The sequence below is a fragment of the Methylocystis sp. B8 genome (assembly GCF_005771425.1).
GTDB lineage: Bacteria > Pseudomonadota > Alphaproteobacteria > Rhizobiales > Beijerinckiaceae > Methylocystis.
In genome coordinates this window covers 39,734-53,292 of the sequence record NZ_VBTZ01000009.1, presented here as the reverse complement: position 1 = coordinate 53,292, position 13,559 = coordinate 39,734, and the positions used below count along the sequence as shown (strand labels likewise).

Below are 13,559 nucleotides of genomic sequence, written 5' to 3'. Positions count from 1 at the left end.
CGATGCTTCGACGATCCGAATATGGCCCGGAGCCATGAAGCATAAGGTCACTTTTCTTGTGTATCCAAAATTCGAGTCGCTCGATTCGAGCGGCCCGTGCTCTGCATTTAATCTGGTGAACGAACTATACGACAGCCGCTATATTATAAATGTCGTTTCCGCCACCGGCGGACCGATAATTGATAGAGCCGGCGTAAGCATCAACTCCGAGAAATTCACGGACGTTGTCGAAGATGGGAAAATTCTGGCGGTTGGAGGACCAACGGCGCATCTCCTCGAGCTGGATTTGGCAACCAAGAGCCTTCTCAGCGAATGTGGCTCCCAGACCAGTCGCGTCGCGAGCGTTTGCACTGGAGCCTTTCTATTAGCGTCGGCGGGTCTGCTCGACGGCCGCCGAGCGACCACTCACTGGCGTTACGCCGGAACGTTGCAAACGCAATATCCGCGCGTGCAGGTGGACGCGGACCGCATTTTCATCAAGGACGGCAATGTCTGGACGTCGGCGGGATTGACGGCCGGCATCGATCTCGCGCTGGCCTTGATCGAAGCCGACTGCGGTTCCGAAATCGCAAAAGGGGTGGCGAGAGATATGGTCGTCTATCATCGTAGACTGGGCGGTCAGTCTCAGTATTCCACAATGTTGGAAATGATGCCGACCTCTGGTCGCGTCAGAGAAGCTCTTTGCTATGCTCGGGATCATTTGAACAAGCCCTTGCCTGTCGAAACGCTCGCAGATGCAGCGGGCGTGGGACTGCGCCAATTTAGCCGGATTTTTCTAAATGCGACGGGAACCACGCCAGCCAAAGCCGTCGAGCGGCTTCGATTGGAGGTGGCGCGTCCGAAAATCGAGGATGGAGCGGAGCCGATCGAGAGGATCGCACAAGATGTCGGTTTTGGGTCGGCGGAAACAATGTGCCGAAGTTTTGTCAAGGCGTTCGGCCGCACGCCGCAGGAGTTACGACGGTCAGCCCGTCAACAACCAGGCTCTGTGAGTTCGACGAGTTCGGTCGAGCGAGGGTAAGGACGCCTTTCGAAAGGCAAGCTGAAGACTCGGAATTACTCCCACTCGATGGTTCTATATGTTCACAATATGTTGAATTCCAAGTGCAGATTTCTTCTACGCACGACAAAGAACCGTCTTGCCGATCCGTCAGAAAATCGCGCTCTTGATTTCAAACACGAATTGCGACGGTCCGCGACTTACTCGGTTTCAGCAACTATCGGCGTCGATCGGCGGATCTTTTTAATTCTGCCTCGCGTGGATGGTTGCAGCGCAGCCTCGAAACTACCGTCACTTGCTTTACTCCATCGGCCATACCTCGACGACGCCGTGGGCGACGGCACACGGAACGTGCGAGACCTTTTCGATGGCTTCGGCCATGTCAGCCGCTTCTATCACGGCGAAACCAGCTATCGGCAAGGCGGACGACATGAACGGACCGCTGAGCGTTTCGAGTTGGGCCGCTTCCGGATTGCGCACCTGCACCGGTTTGCCGGCGATACCCATCAGAGCACCCTCTGAGCGCAATTTGGCGTCCTGTGCATGGGCGGCATCTCTCACAGCGCGAGGAGTGCGGTCGTATCCGGCCTGATCGCCATATCCGATCGTAACGAACTTAGGCATTGTTTGTTCTCCGTTCGACATTTCAGCTACAACAAGAGCCGGAGAAAAGCCGAGAATTATCGATAGCCTTCGTCGGTAAATATTGAACGACGCCATCCCACTCTATCCGGTGCTACTCCACAATGCTGCTCGTCACTCCCACTCGATCGTCCCTGGCGGCTTCGACGTCACGTCATAGACCACGCGGTTGACGCCCTTCACTTCATTGATGATGCGCGTCGCGGCGCGGCCGAGGAAACTCATGTCGAAGGGGTAGAAATCCGCCGTCATGCCGTCGCTCGATGTCACGGCGCGCAGCGCGACGACGTAATCATAGGTGCGCCCGTCACCCATCACGCCGACGCTGCGCACCGGCAGCAGCGCAGCGAAGGCCTGCCAGATGTCGTCGTAAAGCCCGGCCTTGCGGATTTCATCGAGATAGACGGCGTCGGCCTTGCGCAGGATAGCAAGCTTCTCGCGCGTCACGACGCCCGGGCAACGGATCGCGAGCCCCGGCCCTGGGAATGGATGGCGCCCAACAAAAGCTTCCGGCAGGCCGAGTTCGCGCCCGAGCGCGCGCACTTCGTCCTTGAAGAGTTCGCGCAAGGGCTCCACGAGCCGCATGTTCATGCGCTCCGGCAAGCCGCCGACATTATGATGCGATTTGATCGTCACCGACGGGCCGCCGGTGAAGGAGACGCTCTCGATGACGTCGGGATAAAGCGTGCCTTGCGCGAGAAACTGCGGCGCGCCGCACCCGTCCTGCGCGATCTTCTTCGCTTCGGCCTCGAACGTCTCGATGAAGAGCCGGCCGATCGTCTTGCGCTTCATCTCCGGATCGTCGACGCCTTCAAGCGCGCCGAGGAACAGCCCCTCCGCTTCGACGTGATGCAGCGGAATATTGTAGTGATCGCGGAAGAGCCGCACGACTTCTTCCGCCTCGCCCTGCCGCAGCAGGCCGTGATCGACAAAGACGCAGGTGAGGCGCTCGCCGATCGCTTCATGAATGAGCACCGCCGCGACGGCGCTGTCGACGCCGCCGGAGAGGCCGCAGAGCACGCGCCCCTCGCCAACCTGGCGCTGGATCGCCGCAATCGCCTCGCCGCGGAACGCCGCCATCGTCCAGTCGGACTTGAGCCCCGCGACCTTGTGCACGAAATTCGATAAGAGCTTGGCGCCGTCGGGCGTATGCACGACTTCAAGATGAAACTGCACGCCGTAATAGTGGCGCTGTTCATCGGCGATCGCAGCGAAAGGCGCATTCTCCGAAGCGGCGATGACGCGAAAGCCTTCCGGCAGTTTCGTCACCCGATCGCCATGGCTCATCCAGACGGGAAAACTGCCGCCTTTCTCCCACACGCCGTCGAGAAGGGCGCTTTTCTCCAGAGCGGTCACGTCGGCGCGGCCGAATTCGCGATGGTGCCCGCCTTCGACCATGCCGCCGAGCTGCATCGCCATCGTCTGTTCGCCGTAGCAGATGCCCAGCACCGGCACGCCGGAATCGAAAATGCTCTGCGGCGCGCGGGGAGAGCCTTCTTCGGTGACCGAGCAAGGGCCGCCGGAGAGGATCACCGCCCTGGGACGAATGTCGGCGAAGGCGCGCTCAGCGTTCTGGAACGGCGAAATCTCGCAATAGACGCCCGCCTCGCGTACGCGCCGCGCGATGAGTTGCGTCACCTGCGAGCCGAAGTCGACGATCAGCACCTTGTCATGGCGCTCGGCGATGTCGTGATGGAAGGCGTCGGCGGCGATGGTCATGTCCTGCCTTACGGGATCGGCCCCCTCCGATGCAACACTGCGATATAAAACCCGTCCGTTCCGCTGGTCGCTGGCGACAGGCGGATGCCGGGACCATGCGGTGAGGCGAAGCGCGCAAGCTCAGGCAGGCCCGCCTGTTCGGCCATTGCGGCGGCCGAGGGCGCGGTGAAATCGCCATTGGCCGAGAGAAAGGCGGCAATCTGCTCCTCGTTTTCGTCGCGCAGAACCGAACAGGTGACGTAAACGAGCCGCCCGCCGGCCTTCACGAAGCGCGAAGCCTTCGCCAGAAGTTCACGCTGCTCTTTCAGCCTCAACTCGAGCGCGCCGGGAGCGAGGCGCCATTTGGCGTCTGGATGGCGCCGCCAGGCGCCGACGCCCGTGCAGGGCGCGTCGATCACCACGAGATCGCAGCGCGCTTCGAGATCGGCGAGCACATCGACCTTGCCGCGCGGCGCCCGCACCTGAACATTGCGCGCCCCCGCCCGCTCCAGGCGCTCATGAATCGGCGCGAGCCGGCGCCCGTCCGAATCATGGGCGTAGATCTGACCGCGGTTATGCATTTGCGCCGCGAGCGCCAGCGTCTTGCCGCCGCCGCCGGCGCAAAGGTCGAGAACCTGCTCGCCGGGCGCCGCTGCGCAGAGCAGCGCTGCAAGCTGAGACGCTTCGTCCTGAAGCTCGACGAGACCCTTTACATAGGCGGTTTCGGCCGTCAGCGCCGGCCCCCGTCCCTGCCCCACGTCGATGCGCAGACCAATCGGCGACAGCGGCGTCAGCGCAGGAGAAAGATGCGCAAGTTTTTCGAGCGCCTGCTCGCGCGAGCATTTCAGAATATTAACCCGAAGATCGACCGGCGCGCGTGACGCAAGCGCCGCGCCCTCTTCAGTCGCGCGAGCGCCGAAGGCGGCTTCGAAACGCGATGCGAGCCATTCCGGATAGTCGCCGCGCACATGGTCTGGCGCAGCGTCAAGGGAGGCCGTTTCCAGTCCGTAGCGCTCATCATCGGAAAGCAGCGCCGGCGCATGACCTGCGCCGGAGCAGAGCGCGGCAATCGCCTCGACGCCAAGGCCGCGCGCTTCGCGCAGCGCCCCGAGCATGATCGCGCGCGGCGCGTCCGAACCCATGATGAAGGCCGCCGAAGCGCGCTTCCTCAACGCGTCAAAGACGAGGCTCGCGATGGCGGCGCGATCCTTCGAGCCAGCGAAGCGATGCGCGAGGCCCCAATCCTTAAGCGCCTCGGCGGCGGGGCGTCGGCGCTTCGCAAGGTCGTCGAGCACTTCAATCGCGGCGGAGACATGAGCGGCGGGAGTCATGACGTGCTCGCGCGCGGCGGACCGATCTTAATCAAACTTCCCCGCCACGCGGTGCATCGCATGGATGCGTCGGATCGTGCCGGTCGCAGAGCGATAGACGATGGTTTCGGTGTCAATCGTCGTCTGGCCGAGCGATACGCCGCCGACAAGCGGCCCTGCGGTGACCCCCGTCACGCAGACGACGACATCTCCAGCCGCCATATCGCCGACTGAATATTTGCGACGCGGATCAAGAAGGCCGAAACGCTGCGCCTGCGCGATTTGATCACGATTTTCGAGCGCCAGCCGTCCTTGCATCTGGCCGCCGGCGCAACGCAAGACGCAGGCGGCGAGCACGCCCTCCGCAGCGCCACCGCGGCCAAGATACATGTCGACGCCGGTTTCCGAGGGATGGGTGGTGAGAATGATCGCCGCCACATCGCCGTCGGTGATGAGGCGCACGCAGGCGCCCGCATTGCGGCATTTCTTGATGATTTCGGCGTGGCGCGGCCGGTCGAGAATGCTCACGGTAATTTCACTCGGCCGCACGCCTTTCGCGATCGCGAGCGCTCTGACGTTGTCGCCGGGGTCGCGATCAAGATCGATCGTGCCCTCGGGATATCCAGGACCGATGGCGATCTTGTCCATGTAAACGTCAGGCGCATGCAAGAGCGAGCCGGCCGGCGCCATAGCGGCGACGGAGATCGATCCCGGCATATCCTTGGCGCAAAGCGTCGACCCTTCGAGAGCGGCGACGCCAAGATCGACGCGAGGCCCTATGCCCGCCCCGATTTCTTCGCCGACATAAAGCAGCGGCGCTGCGTCCTCGTCGCCCTCGCCGATCACGACTCGCCCGCGCACGGGAAGCCGCGACAGTTCCTCGCGCATCGCTTCAGCCGCAGCGAGGTCGGCGGCCATTTCGTCGCCGCGTCCGCGTAGCCGCGCGGCCGCGACCGCGGCGCGCTCCGAGGCGCGCGCGAGTTCCAGCGTCAAATAGCGGTCGATTTGCGACGCGTCGGTTTCGGATTGTTGCGTCATGTTGCGCTACTCGCGTTCGATGCGGATGACCTGCGCCCGCGAGACGATGACGCCGTCCTGGTAAATCATATCCAGGGCTTCGCGCACGAGATGTTCGCTCGTCGCATGGGTGATGAGGATCACGTCGACGATATCGCCCGGCGCGCCCCGCCTACCGCGCTGCACGATGCTTTCGAGCGATATGCGGCGCTCCGCCATGCGTGTCGCGATCTTGGCGAAGGCGCCGGCGACGTCGCGCACCGACATGCGGATGTAGTAGCCGCCTTCATGGCGTTGCATCGGCGTGCGTTTGAGCTCCGCGAGCTTCGCCGTCGGCAGCCCGAAGGGCGCCGAACGCACGCCCTTGGCGATGTCGGCGATATCGGCGACGACCGCCGAGGCGGTGGCGTCGCCGCCGGCGCCGGGCCCGACGAGCGTCAGTTCGTGCACGGCGTCGGCGTCGATGGTGACGGCGTTTAAGACGCCCATCACCTGAGCGATGGCGGATTTTTTGCTGACCATTGTGGGATGCACGCGCTGCTCGACGCCGTCGGCGGTGCGCTGCGCAACGCCGAGCAGCTTAATTCGGTAGCCAAGCTCAGCCGCCGCGTCGATATCGGCGAGCGTGACGCGCTCGATGCCCTCGATATCGATGGCGTCAGCGGCGATGCACGTGCCGAAGGCGAGCGAGGTGAGAATCGCAAGCTTGTGAGCGGTGTCGAAACCGCCGATATCGAAAGTCGGATCGGCCTCCGCGTAGCCGAGCCTTTGCGCCTCCTCCAGACAGTCCTCGAAGGAGAGCTGCTCCTGCTCCATCCGCGAGAGGATGTAATTGCACGTGCCGTTGAGAATGCCATAGACGCGCTCGATCGAATTGCCGGCGAGCCCCTCGCGCAGCGTCTTGACAATCGGAATGCCTCCGGCGACAGACGCCTCGAAAGCGAGCGCCGCATGTTTCTCCTCGGCAAGCGCCGAGAGATGCAGGCCGTGGGCGGCGAGCAAGGCCTTGTTGGCGGTGACAACCGGCTTGCCATGCGCGAGCGCCGTTTCGATGCTGGCGCGCGCCGGCCCTTCGGAGCCGCCGATCAGTTCGACGAAAAGGTCGATCGACGGCGAAGCCGCGAGCTTGACCGGATCATTAAAAAATTCGGCACCAGAAAGGTCGGCGCGCCGCTCCTTAGCGGCGTCGCGAGCCGAAACGCCCGCCACAACGATCCGCCGTCCTGTCCTAGCCGTCAGCGCCTCGGCCTGCCGATGGAGCAAACGCGCGACCGCCGCGCCGACGGTGCCGAGCCCCGCGATGCCGACGCGCAAGATCTCCGACATTGCCACCTTTCCGGAAAATCGCGGGCGATCAAAGCCCACAAGACGTCGCGCCTTGTGCCCGATTTAACGCCTTTGATCAAGGAATCGCGGACGCTGCAAACCTCATTAGGCGTCGGCCAAAGCCGCCAATCTATGGTCAAGTCGGCGCGACGCGCGCTCCTAGCAAGCCGCGCCTAATGCGGCACGTCCGACCAGATCTTGCGCTTCGTGTAATAAAGCAGCCCGACGAAGACGAGCAGGAAAGCGATCACGCCGAGTCCGATCCGCTTGCGGGATTCAAGATGCGGCTCGGCGACCCACATCATGAACGCCGCAACATCCTTGGCGTATTGGTCAATCGTCTGCGGCGCGCCGTCGTCGTATGTCACCACGCCGTCCGAAAGCGGCGGCGGCATGCCGATGCGCCGCCCCGGCATATAGGGATCGTAGAACTGGCCTTCCGGTAGTTTCACGTCGGGCGGCGTATTCTCATAGCCTTCCATGAGCGAGACGATGTAATCGACGCCGTGCTCTTGGTAAGAAAAGCCAGGCAAGGCGTCGAACAGAAAAAGCGGAAAGCCGCGCGAATAGCCGCGCGCCTTGGCGAGAACCGACATGTCCGGCGGATAATTGCCGGCAAGCGCGGCGCGCGCCGCCTGTTCATTGGCGAAGGGCGGCGGAAAGCGATCGCTCGGACGCCCCGGCCGATCGTAATATTCGCCCGACTCGTTCGGCCCGTCCTTGATCTTGTAGCTCGCAGCGAGCGCTTCGACTTCCTTCTCGGAGAACTCCGGACCGCCGGGCTGCGAAAGATTGCGGAAGGCGAGCATTTTGATCGAATGGCAGGAGGAGCAGACCTCCTTGTAGACCTTGAAGCCTCGGCGCAACTGCGCCTTGTCGTAACGGCCGAAAGCGCCAGCGAAGCTCCAATCAAAACGCTTGGGCTTTTGCTCATGCCGCTCACTTTCGTGACGCGCTTCCTTTTCCTTCGCTGAAGGCGCGGCGACCTGATCATTTGCAGACGGCGGCGCCTCCTGCTGCGCCCAGGCGGGCGCGACTAACGCCATCGTCGCGACGATCCCGAAGGTAACGAGCGACCAACCCTTGGTCGACGAAACCAACCGACGTGATTTTGCATGCGCCTCAGACATGGGAGGTTTCCCCACGTATGATCGAAGCCTCGATCGACTCAGGCGCCTGCTCCGGCTGCTCGATCCTGCCTATCACCGGCAAAATGACGAGGAAGTGCAAGAAATAATAGGCCGAGAACAGACGCGCGAACCATAGGTAAGCGCCTTCGGCAGGCTGCGCGCCGAGATAGCCGAGCCCAATGCACACGGCGAGAAAGACCCAGAACTCTTTGCGAAACAGCGGCCGATACACGGCGGATTTGACCTTCGACGTGTCGAGCCATGGCAGCGCCGCGGTGATCAAAATCGACGAGAAGAGCGCGATAACGCCGAGCAGCTTGTTCGGGATCGCCCGCAGGATCGCATAGAATGGAAGGAAGTACCACTCCGGCACGATGTGCGGCGGCGTCACGAGCGGATTGGCTTCGATGTAATTGTCAGGGTGGCCGAGATAATTCGGCACAAAGAACGTCAGCCACGCATAGACGACGAGAAAAGCCGCGATGCCTACCCCGTCCTTCAAGGTCGCATAGGGCGTGAAAGGAACGGTGTCCCTCTTGATATCCTTCACTTCAATGCCGGAGGGATTGTTCTGACCGGTCACGTGAAGCGCCCAAACGTGAAGAGCCACGATCGCGACGATGATGAACGGCACCAGATAATGCAAGGCATAGAAACGGTTGAGCGTCGGATTGTCGACCGAATAGCCGCCGAGCAGCCAGGTGGTGATCGACGTGCCGACGACGGGAATGGCGGAGAAGAGATTGGTGATGACCGTCGCCGCCCAGAACGACATTTGTCCCCAAGGCAAGACGTAGCCGAGGAACCCTGTCGCCATCATCAGCATGAAGATGATGACGCCGAGAATCCACAATACTTCACGCGGCTCCTTGTAGGAGCCGTAATACATGCCGCGAAAGATATGGATGTAGACGGCGAGAAAGAACATCGACGCGCCATTGGCGTGCGCGTAGCGCAGCATCGTTCCCCAATTCACGTCGCGCATGATTTTCTCGACGGAATCGAAAGCGAGCGTCGTTTCCGCAGTGTAGTGCATCGCCAAAACGACGCCCGTCGCAATCTGCGCGACCAGCATGAAACTCAAAATCGCGCCAAACACCCACATGTAGTTGAGGTTCTTTGGCGTCGGATAGGCGATAAAAGAATCATGAATAAAACTCAAAATCGGAAGCCGACGCTCCAACCAGCGAGCAAAGCCGCTTTTAGGCGTGTATTGGGAATGTCCTTCCATGGGCTTGGTGCTCTCGGAATTTCGCGCGGGAAAATTGAAAGGCGCTTCCGCCTTGGTTAGCCGATCTTAATTTTGTTGTCGGCGATGAAGGCGTAAGGCGGCACTTCCAGATTCGTCGGCGCCGGGCCGCTGCGAATCCTTCCCGACAGGTCGTAGACCGAGCCATGGCAGGGACAGAACCAGCCATTGTATTCGCCTTCCTTGCCGGTCGGGATGCAGCCAAGATGCGTGCATACGCCGATGACGACGAGCCACTGGGGCTTTTGAACGCGCTTGGAGTCGGGCTCCGGGTCGGGAAGGTCGGCCAGAGGAACGTCTTCCGCCGCCTTGATTTCGGCAGGCGTCCGGTGGCGCACGAAAACCGGCTTGCCGCGCCATTTCACCGTGACAATCTGGCCTTCGGGAACTGCCGATAGATCGACTTCCGTTGAGGCCAGAGCAAGGGTGGACGCGTCCGGATTCATCTGCGCGATCAGCGGCCAAACCATGCCGGCTGCGGCGCCCGCAGCAGCGACCCCCGTGGCGATGTAAAGAATATCCCGCCGGCTCGGCTCCGCCGGTTTCGCGGCGGCATCTCTGCTTGTCACGCTCGAACCTCTCCCAACGCTCTCAAGTCTTCGCGGCTGAGGCGGCGGCTGCGCCTAAGGCGATCCGTTTTACGCGAATCTCCGCCGCTGTCCACAAGCCGCGACAGGGAAATTTGGCTATCCCAACTGCGACACAAGACCATGGCGCCTTTCGCGGCGATATGCCGCAAATTCGCCATTTCCTCCTACTGCAAGGGCGAATGGCTCCTCTTACGCTTGCACTATATCAGCCCGACATTCCTCAGAACGCTGGGACCATGTTGCGAACCTGCGCTTGCCTTGGCGTCTCGGCGGCGATCATCGGGCCCGCCGGATTTCCCACAAGCGACCGTGACTTCCGCCGGGCCGGCATGGACTACCTCGACCAGGTGACAATCGACCGACATGCGTCTTTCACGGCCTTTCAAGCTTGGCGCGCCGCTTGCCGCCAAGCGGGCAATCCGCGCCGCCTGCTGCTGCTCTCGACGCATGCGACGGCCTCCTATCTCGATTGCGCCTATCGTGAAGGCGACATTCTGCTCGTCGGCCGGGAATCTGCGGGTGCGCCGGAAGAGGTCCACGCCGCCGCCGATCTGGCGCTGCGCATCCCGATGCGTCCCGGCATACGCTCACTAAACGTCGCCGTGGCCGCAGCGATGGTCTTGGGCGAAGCGTTGCGGCAGTTGCGCGTGCTTTGAACACGTGCGCCGCCGCACAGCGCGTTACGAAACGACCCCTTTTAGTCTGCGATCGTCGCCGCATATAAAGGCGATATTCATTGATTTTTAGGGAGGGCGATATGACCCACCAGACAATTCGCTTTTCGCTCATGCTTTGGGAGCGGCTGCTCAAATCCTTTAATGCGGCGCTGTTGACCGCACTTCTTGGCGTCGGCCTCTATGCGCTCGTGACCAATTTCGCCGAGGCGCGCGGCGCTGTAGGCAAGATCTTCGTGAAACTCACGCAAATCGAGAGCTTTGAAGGGTTCAATGTGAAGGCGGCGTTCAAGGTCGATCAAATCGCGGAATCGACCCCGATCTATCAGGCTCTGCCAGCGGAAATGAAGGACATGCTGCCCGACGACATCCGGTCGCTCCGCGCGAACTGGGTGGAGCGGCTTCTCTATGTTGGCGACCAGGGAAAGCTGTGCGACTTCGAGTTCGCCGATCAGAAAATGATCGAAGATTACAATTCGGATCGGCATTTATCCGCCGACGGGCTCATCACGATGAAGGACTCGCGCGAGATCAAAGCGCAGGTGCTCGAAGACATGCGCCAGGCGAAAGCCAGGAACCATGATTGGCGAAATGGCGAGCCGCGCTCCTGCTATGTCACCGAGCTCACCGAGCGGGGCAGAAACGTCAAGACCGCTCTTGTGCAGTTCCTGCGCGCCGGCTTCGCGGCGGCGACTGCGCCAGCCGTGCGGCGCGACACGAAGGTCGCTGATATGGCGCGATAGACGTCCTGCTGAATTGACAAGGCGCGGCGCCGGCGGGATTGAAGCGGCGACAAGGAGACGTCGATGAACGCCGCGCCCGATCAGCTCGAAGCCCGTAAGGACGCCGCGCGCGCCTGGTTCGAATCTCTGCAGTCGCGCATCATCGCCGCCTTCGAAGGGCTGGAGGACGAGGCGCCCGGACCATTCGCGCCTGACGCCGATGCGCCTGGGCGGTTTGTTCTCACTTCGTGGAGTCGAACGGATCACAGCGGCGCGACTTTAGGAAGCGCCGCTCGAAACATCGGCGGCGCGCCGGGCGGCGGCGGACGTATGGGCATGATCAGAGGCCGCGTGTTCGAAAAGGCCGGCGTGCATTGCTCGACAGTGTTTGGAACCTTCGCGCCCGAATTCGCCAAGCAGATTCCCGGCGCCGCGGAAGACCCTCGATTTTTCGCGACCGGCATTTCGCTCATCGCGCATCCCTGGAACCCAAACGTTCCAGCCGTGCATATGAACACGCGCTTCGTCGTGACGACGAAAGCGTGGTTTGGCGGCGGCGCAGATCTGACGCCGGTGCTCGACGCGCGCCGCACGCAGGACGATCCAGACACGATCGCCTTTCACGCGGCGATGCGCGACGCCTGCAAGCGCCATAAGGTCGCCGACTACGCGCGCTTCAAGCAATGGTGCGATGAATATTTCTTTCTCGCTCATCGCAATGAGCCGCGCGGCATCGGCGGCATTTTCTATGATTATTTCAACAGCGCGGGAGACGAAAGAAATTCCGCTTGGGATGAAGATTTCGCCTTCACCCGCGACGTCGGCGAAAGCTTCATCGACATTTATCCCGAACTGGTGCGGCGTAACTTCGCCAAGTCATGGAGCGAATCGCAACGCGACGAACAGCTCGTGCGACGCGGCCGCTATGTCGAATATAATCTGCTCTATGACCGCGGCACAATCTTCGGATTGAAGACCGGCGGCAATGTCGACTCGATCCTCTCCTCCATGCCGCCTCTGGTGAAGTGGCCATAGCGCGCACAGCGAATTACAGCCACGTCATGGCCAGGCTTGTGCCGGCCATCCACTGCGATCCGGCGCTCGCAATCCTTCATTAATCATTACGATGTCTTGGCGTCATGCCCGCGACGAGCGCGGGCATGACGCGCGAAAGCCCGGCCATGCCGCGGGGGAAGTTTCAACCAAAGGTCCATCGCCGATTGAGCACGAAGGTCACGAACATCGCCAGCACGGTCGTGACCATCTGCGCCGGCAGATAGGGCGCTCCCCAGCGGTCGACGAAAAGGCTCATCAACACAAAAGTGACGCAGAAGCCGACGAAAGCGACGAGCGCAAAGCGCCACGTCGCTTCAGCATGCGGCCGGTCGCTCGCAAAGGTATGACGTCGGTTCAAGAGATAAGCCACGACGCCGCCGACCACATAACCACAAAGCGTCGCCGGCACCGCGCGCCACCCCCCGGCTTCAACCAATGCGATGAGAACCGCGTAATGCGCGAGCGTCGCGCCGACGCCGACCGAAGCGTAAGTCGCCAGCTGGCGCGTCGTCGACATGCTCAGCGCGGCATCGCGGCGTAATGGCGCGCGATTTCCCGCATCTCGGCCTCGGAGAGTCGACGACTCATGTAGCGCATCTCCTTGTGCGGCCGGCCGCCGGAGCGAAAGGCCTTGATCTGATTGAAGAGATAAAGCTCCTGCTGTCCTGCGAGATGCGGAACGTCGGCGCTTTTCGCAATCCCATCGACGCCGTGGCAGGCAGCGCATTGCGTTAGAACTTCGGAAAGATCCCCCGCCCACGCAGACTCTGCGCCCGGGACGAGAAGCAACATCGAGAAAAGGAAGAAGGCCGCAATCCGCATGGGCGTGATTTGGAGAGGACGAGGAACCGCGATCATACCGCAATTCGCCGCGCCGCGCCGCGATTCCGCCGCTGGGAGGCGCCTATCCCCACCCTCCCCGCGCCTCTTCACATGACCGTCATTCTCGTCTAGACAATCGGCGACTTTCGAGCCGGGCGCGCCCCGCTCGCCGCCCGCATCACCGGTCCGCCGACGAAATGACGGGCAAGTTGGGGACGCGTTCCGGTCCAGGGGCCGGAATCGCGGCCCTTTTTTATGCGCGCTCGCCCTCCCGCGCAGGGCGGCCGAGACGGAAGAGAGGTTTCCTCATCCTGAGGAGGCGG

At 62.0% G+C, this 13,559-nt stretch carries 14 protein-coding genes; 4 read left to right on the top strand and 10 right to left on the bottom strand.

All coding sequences use genetic code 11. The features are described 5' to 3' along the window. Nucleotides 1–34: 34 nt before the first annotated feature. The gene (locus FEV16_RS13715; RefSeq protein ID WP_138168191.1) at nt 35–1,021 is read left to right on the top strand and encodes a GlxA family transcriptional regulator; all 987 of its coding nucleotides are present in this window, start codon (nt 35–37) and stop codon (nt 1,019–1,021) included. Nucleotides 1,022–1,300: 279 nt separating this feature from the next. Here the strand turns inward: FEV16_RS13715 and FEV16_RS13710 are convergent, their stop codons facing one another. From FEV16_RS13710 to petA, 8 genes are all read right to left on the bottom strand, one after another. Further along, nucleotides 1,301–1,720, bottom strand: coding sequence for a YciI family protein (locus FEV16_RS13710; protein WP_246657339.1), 420 nt, complete (start codon nt 1,718–1,720; stop codon nt 1,301–1,303). A 36-nt stretch (nt 1,721–1,756) separates the two neighbouring features. Beyond that, a complete protein-coding gene (guaA, locus tag FEV16_RS13705) occupies nt 1,757–3,361 on the bottom strand; it encodes a glutamine-hydrolyzing GMP synthase (RefSeq protein ID WP_138168190.1) in 1,605 nt (534 codons plus the stop codon). An 8-nt stretch (nt 3,362–3,369) separates the two neighbouring features. Continuing rightward, nucleotides 3,370–4,671: an RsmB/NOP family class I SAM-dependent RNA methyltransferase gene (locus FEV16_RS13700; protein ID WP_138168189.1), complete on the bottom strand. Its 1,302-nt coding sequence runs from the start codon at nt 4,669–4,671 to the stop codon at nt 3,370–3,372. A 27-nt stretch (nt 4,672–4,698) separates the two neighbouring features. Then, complete coding sequence (gene glpX / locus FEV16_RS13695) at nt 4,699–5,688, bottom strand: class II fructose-bisphosphatase (protein ID WP_138168188.1); 990 nt, start codon at nt 5,686–5,688, stop codon at nt 4,699–4,701. A gap of 6 nt (nt 5,689–5,694) precedes the next feature. Further along, nucleotides 5,695–6,993 (bottom strand): homoserine dehydrogenase, encoded by a 1,299-nt coding sequence (locus FEV16_RS13690; protein WP_138168187.1) that lies wholly within the window; start codon nt 6,991–6,993, stop codon nt 5,695–5,697. Nucleotides 6,994–7,166: 173 nt separating this feature from the next. Further along, a complete protein-coding gene (locus tag FEV16_RS13685; RefSeq protein WP_246657338.1) occupies nt 7,167–8,123 on the bottom strand; it encodes a cytochrome c1 in 957 nt (318 codons plus the stop codon). After that, entirely contained in the window at nt 8,116–9,354 is a 1,239-nt protein-coding gene (locus FEV16_RS13680; protein ID WP_138168186.1) for a cytochrome b N-terminal domain-containing protein, read from the bottom strand. Before FEV16_RS13680 ends, FEV16_RS13685 begins: the two co-directional genes overlap by 8 nt. Nucleotides 9,355–9,410: 56 nt before the next feature. Further along, nucleotides 9,411–9,941 (bottom strand): ubiquinol-cytochrome c reductase iron-sulfur subunit, encoded by a 531-nt coding sequence (petA, locus tag FEV16_RS13675; protein ID WP_138168185.1) that lies wholly within the window; start codon nt 9,939–9,941, stop codon nt 9,411–9,413. A 200-nt stretch (nt 9,942–10,141) separates the two neighbouring features. On the opposite strand from petA, the gene FEV16_RS13670 reads away from it, so the two are divergent. From FEV16_RS13670 to hemF, 3 genes are all read left to right on the top strand, one after another. Beyond that, the gene (locus tag FEV16_RS13670) at nt 10,142–10,618 is read left to right on the top strand and encodes a tRNA (cytidine(34)-2'-O)-methyltransferase (RefSeq protein ID WP_138168184.1); all 477 of its coding nucleotides are present in this window, start codon (nt 10,142–10,144) and stop codon (nt 10,616–10,618) included. Between the two features lie 101 nt (nt 10,619–10,719). After that, nucleotides 10,720–11,379: an rRNA methylase gene (locus FEV16_RS13665; RefSeq protein WP_138168183.1), complete on the top strand. Its 660-nt coding sequence runs from the start codon at nt 10,720–10,722 to the stop codon at nt 11,377–11,379. A 63-nt stretch (nt 11,380–11,442) separates the two neighbouring features. Next, nucleotides 11,443–12,393 carry an oxygen-dependent coproporphyrinogen oxidase gene (gene hemF / locus FEV16_RS13660; RefSeq protein WP_138168182.1) on the top strand — a complete coding sequence of 317 codons (951 nt, stop codon included), beginning with the start codon at nt 11,443–11,445 and terminating at the stop codon, nt 12,391–12,393. 163 nt (nt 12,394–12,556) lie between these two features. Here hemF and FEV16_RS13655 read toward each other — a convergent pair whose 3' ends face one another. Beyond that, nucleotides 12,557–12,931 carry a GtrA family protein gene (locus FEV16_RS13655; protein WP_138168181.1) on the bottom strand — a complete coding sequence of 125 codons (375 nt, stop codon included), beginning with the start codon at nt 12,929–12,931 and terminating at the stop codon, nt 12,557–12,559. 2 nt (nt 12,932–12,933) lie between these two features. Continuing rightward, the gene (locus FEV16_RS13650; protein WP_246657337.1) at nt 12,934–13,272 is read right to left on the bottom strand and encodes a cytochrome c; all 339 of its coding nucleotides are present in this window, start codon (nt 13,270–13,272) and stop codon (nt 12,934–12,936) included. Nucleotides 13,273–13,559: the final 287 nt, after the last annotated feature.

Excerpts from the sequence above, each read along its gene's own strand:
- FEV16_RS13715 (WP_138168191.1), top strand. The coding sequence starts at position 35 with ATGAAGCATAAGGTCACTTTTCTTGTGTATCCAAAATTCGAGTCGCTC.
- FEV16_RS13710 (WP_246657339.1), bottom strand. The coding sequence starts at position 1,720 with ATGGCGTCGTTCAATATTTACCGACGAAGGCTATCGATAATTCTCGGC.
- guaA (WP_138168190.1), bottom strand. The coding sequence starts at position 3,361 with ATGACCATCGCCGCCGACGCCTTCCATCACGACATCGCCGAGCGCCAT.
- FEV16_RS13700 (WP_138168189.1), bottom strand. The coding sequence starts at position 4,671 with ATGACTCCCGCCGCTCATGTCTCCGCCGCGATTGAAGTGCTCGACGAC.
- glpX (WP_138168188.1), bottom strand. The coding sequence starts at position 5,688 with ATGACGCAACAATCCGAAACCGACGCGTCGCAAATCGACCGCTATTTG.
- FEV16_RS13690 (WP_138168187.1), bottom strand. The coding sequence starts at position 6,993 with ATGTCGGAGATCTTGCGCGTCGGCATCGCGGGGCTCGGCACCGTCGGC.
- FEV16_RS13685 (WP_246657338.1), bottom strand. The coding sequence starts at position 8,123 with ATGTCTGAGGCGCATGCAAAATCACGTCGGTTGGTTTCGTCGACCAAG.
- FEV16_RS13680 (WP_138168186.1), bottom strand. The coding sequence starts at position 9,354 with ATGGAAGGACATTCCCAATACACGCCTAAAAGCGGCTTTGCTCGCTGG.
- FEV16_RS13670 (WP_138168184.1), top strand. The coding sequence starts at position 10,142 with ATGGCTCCTCTTACGCTTGCACTATATCAGCCCGACATTCCTCAGAAC.
- FEV16_RS13665 (WP_138168183.1), top strand. The coding sequence starts at position 10,720 with ATGACCCACCAGACAATTCGCTTTTCGCTCATGCTTTGGGAGCGGCTG.
- hemF (WP_138168182.1), top strand. The coding sequence starts at position 11,443 with ATGAACGCCGCGCCCGATCAGCTCGAAGCCCGTAAGGACGCCGCGCGC.
- FEV16_RS13655 (WP_138168181.1), bottom strand. The coding sequence starts at position 12,931 with ATGTCGACGACGCGCCAGCTGGCGACTTACGCTTCGGTCGGCGTCGGC.
- FEV16_RS13650 (WP_246657337.1), bottom strand. The coding sequence starts at position 13,272 with ATGATCGCGGTTCCTCGTCCTCTCCAAATCACGCCCATGCGGATTGCG.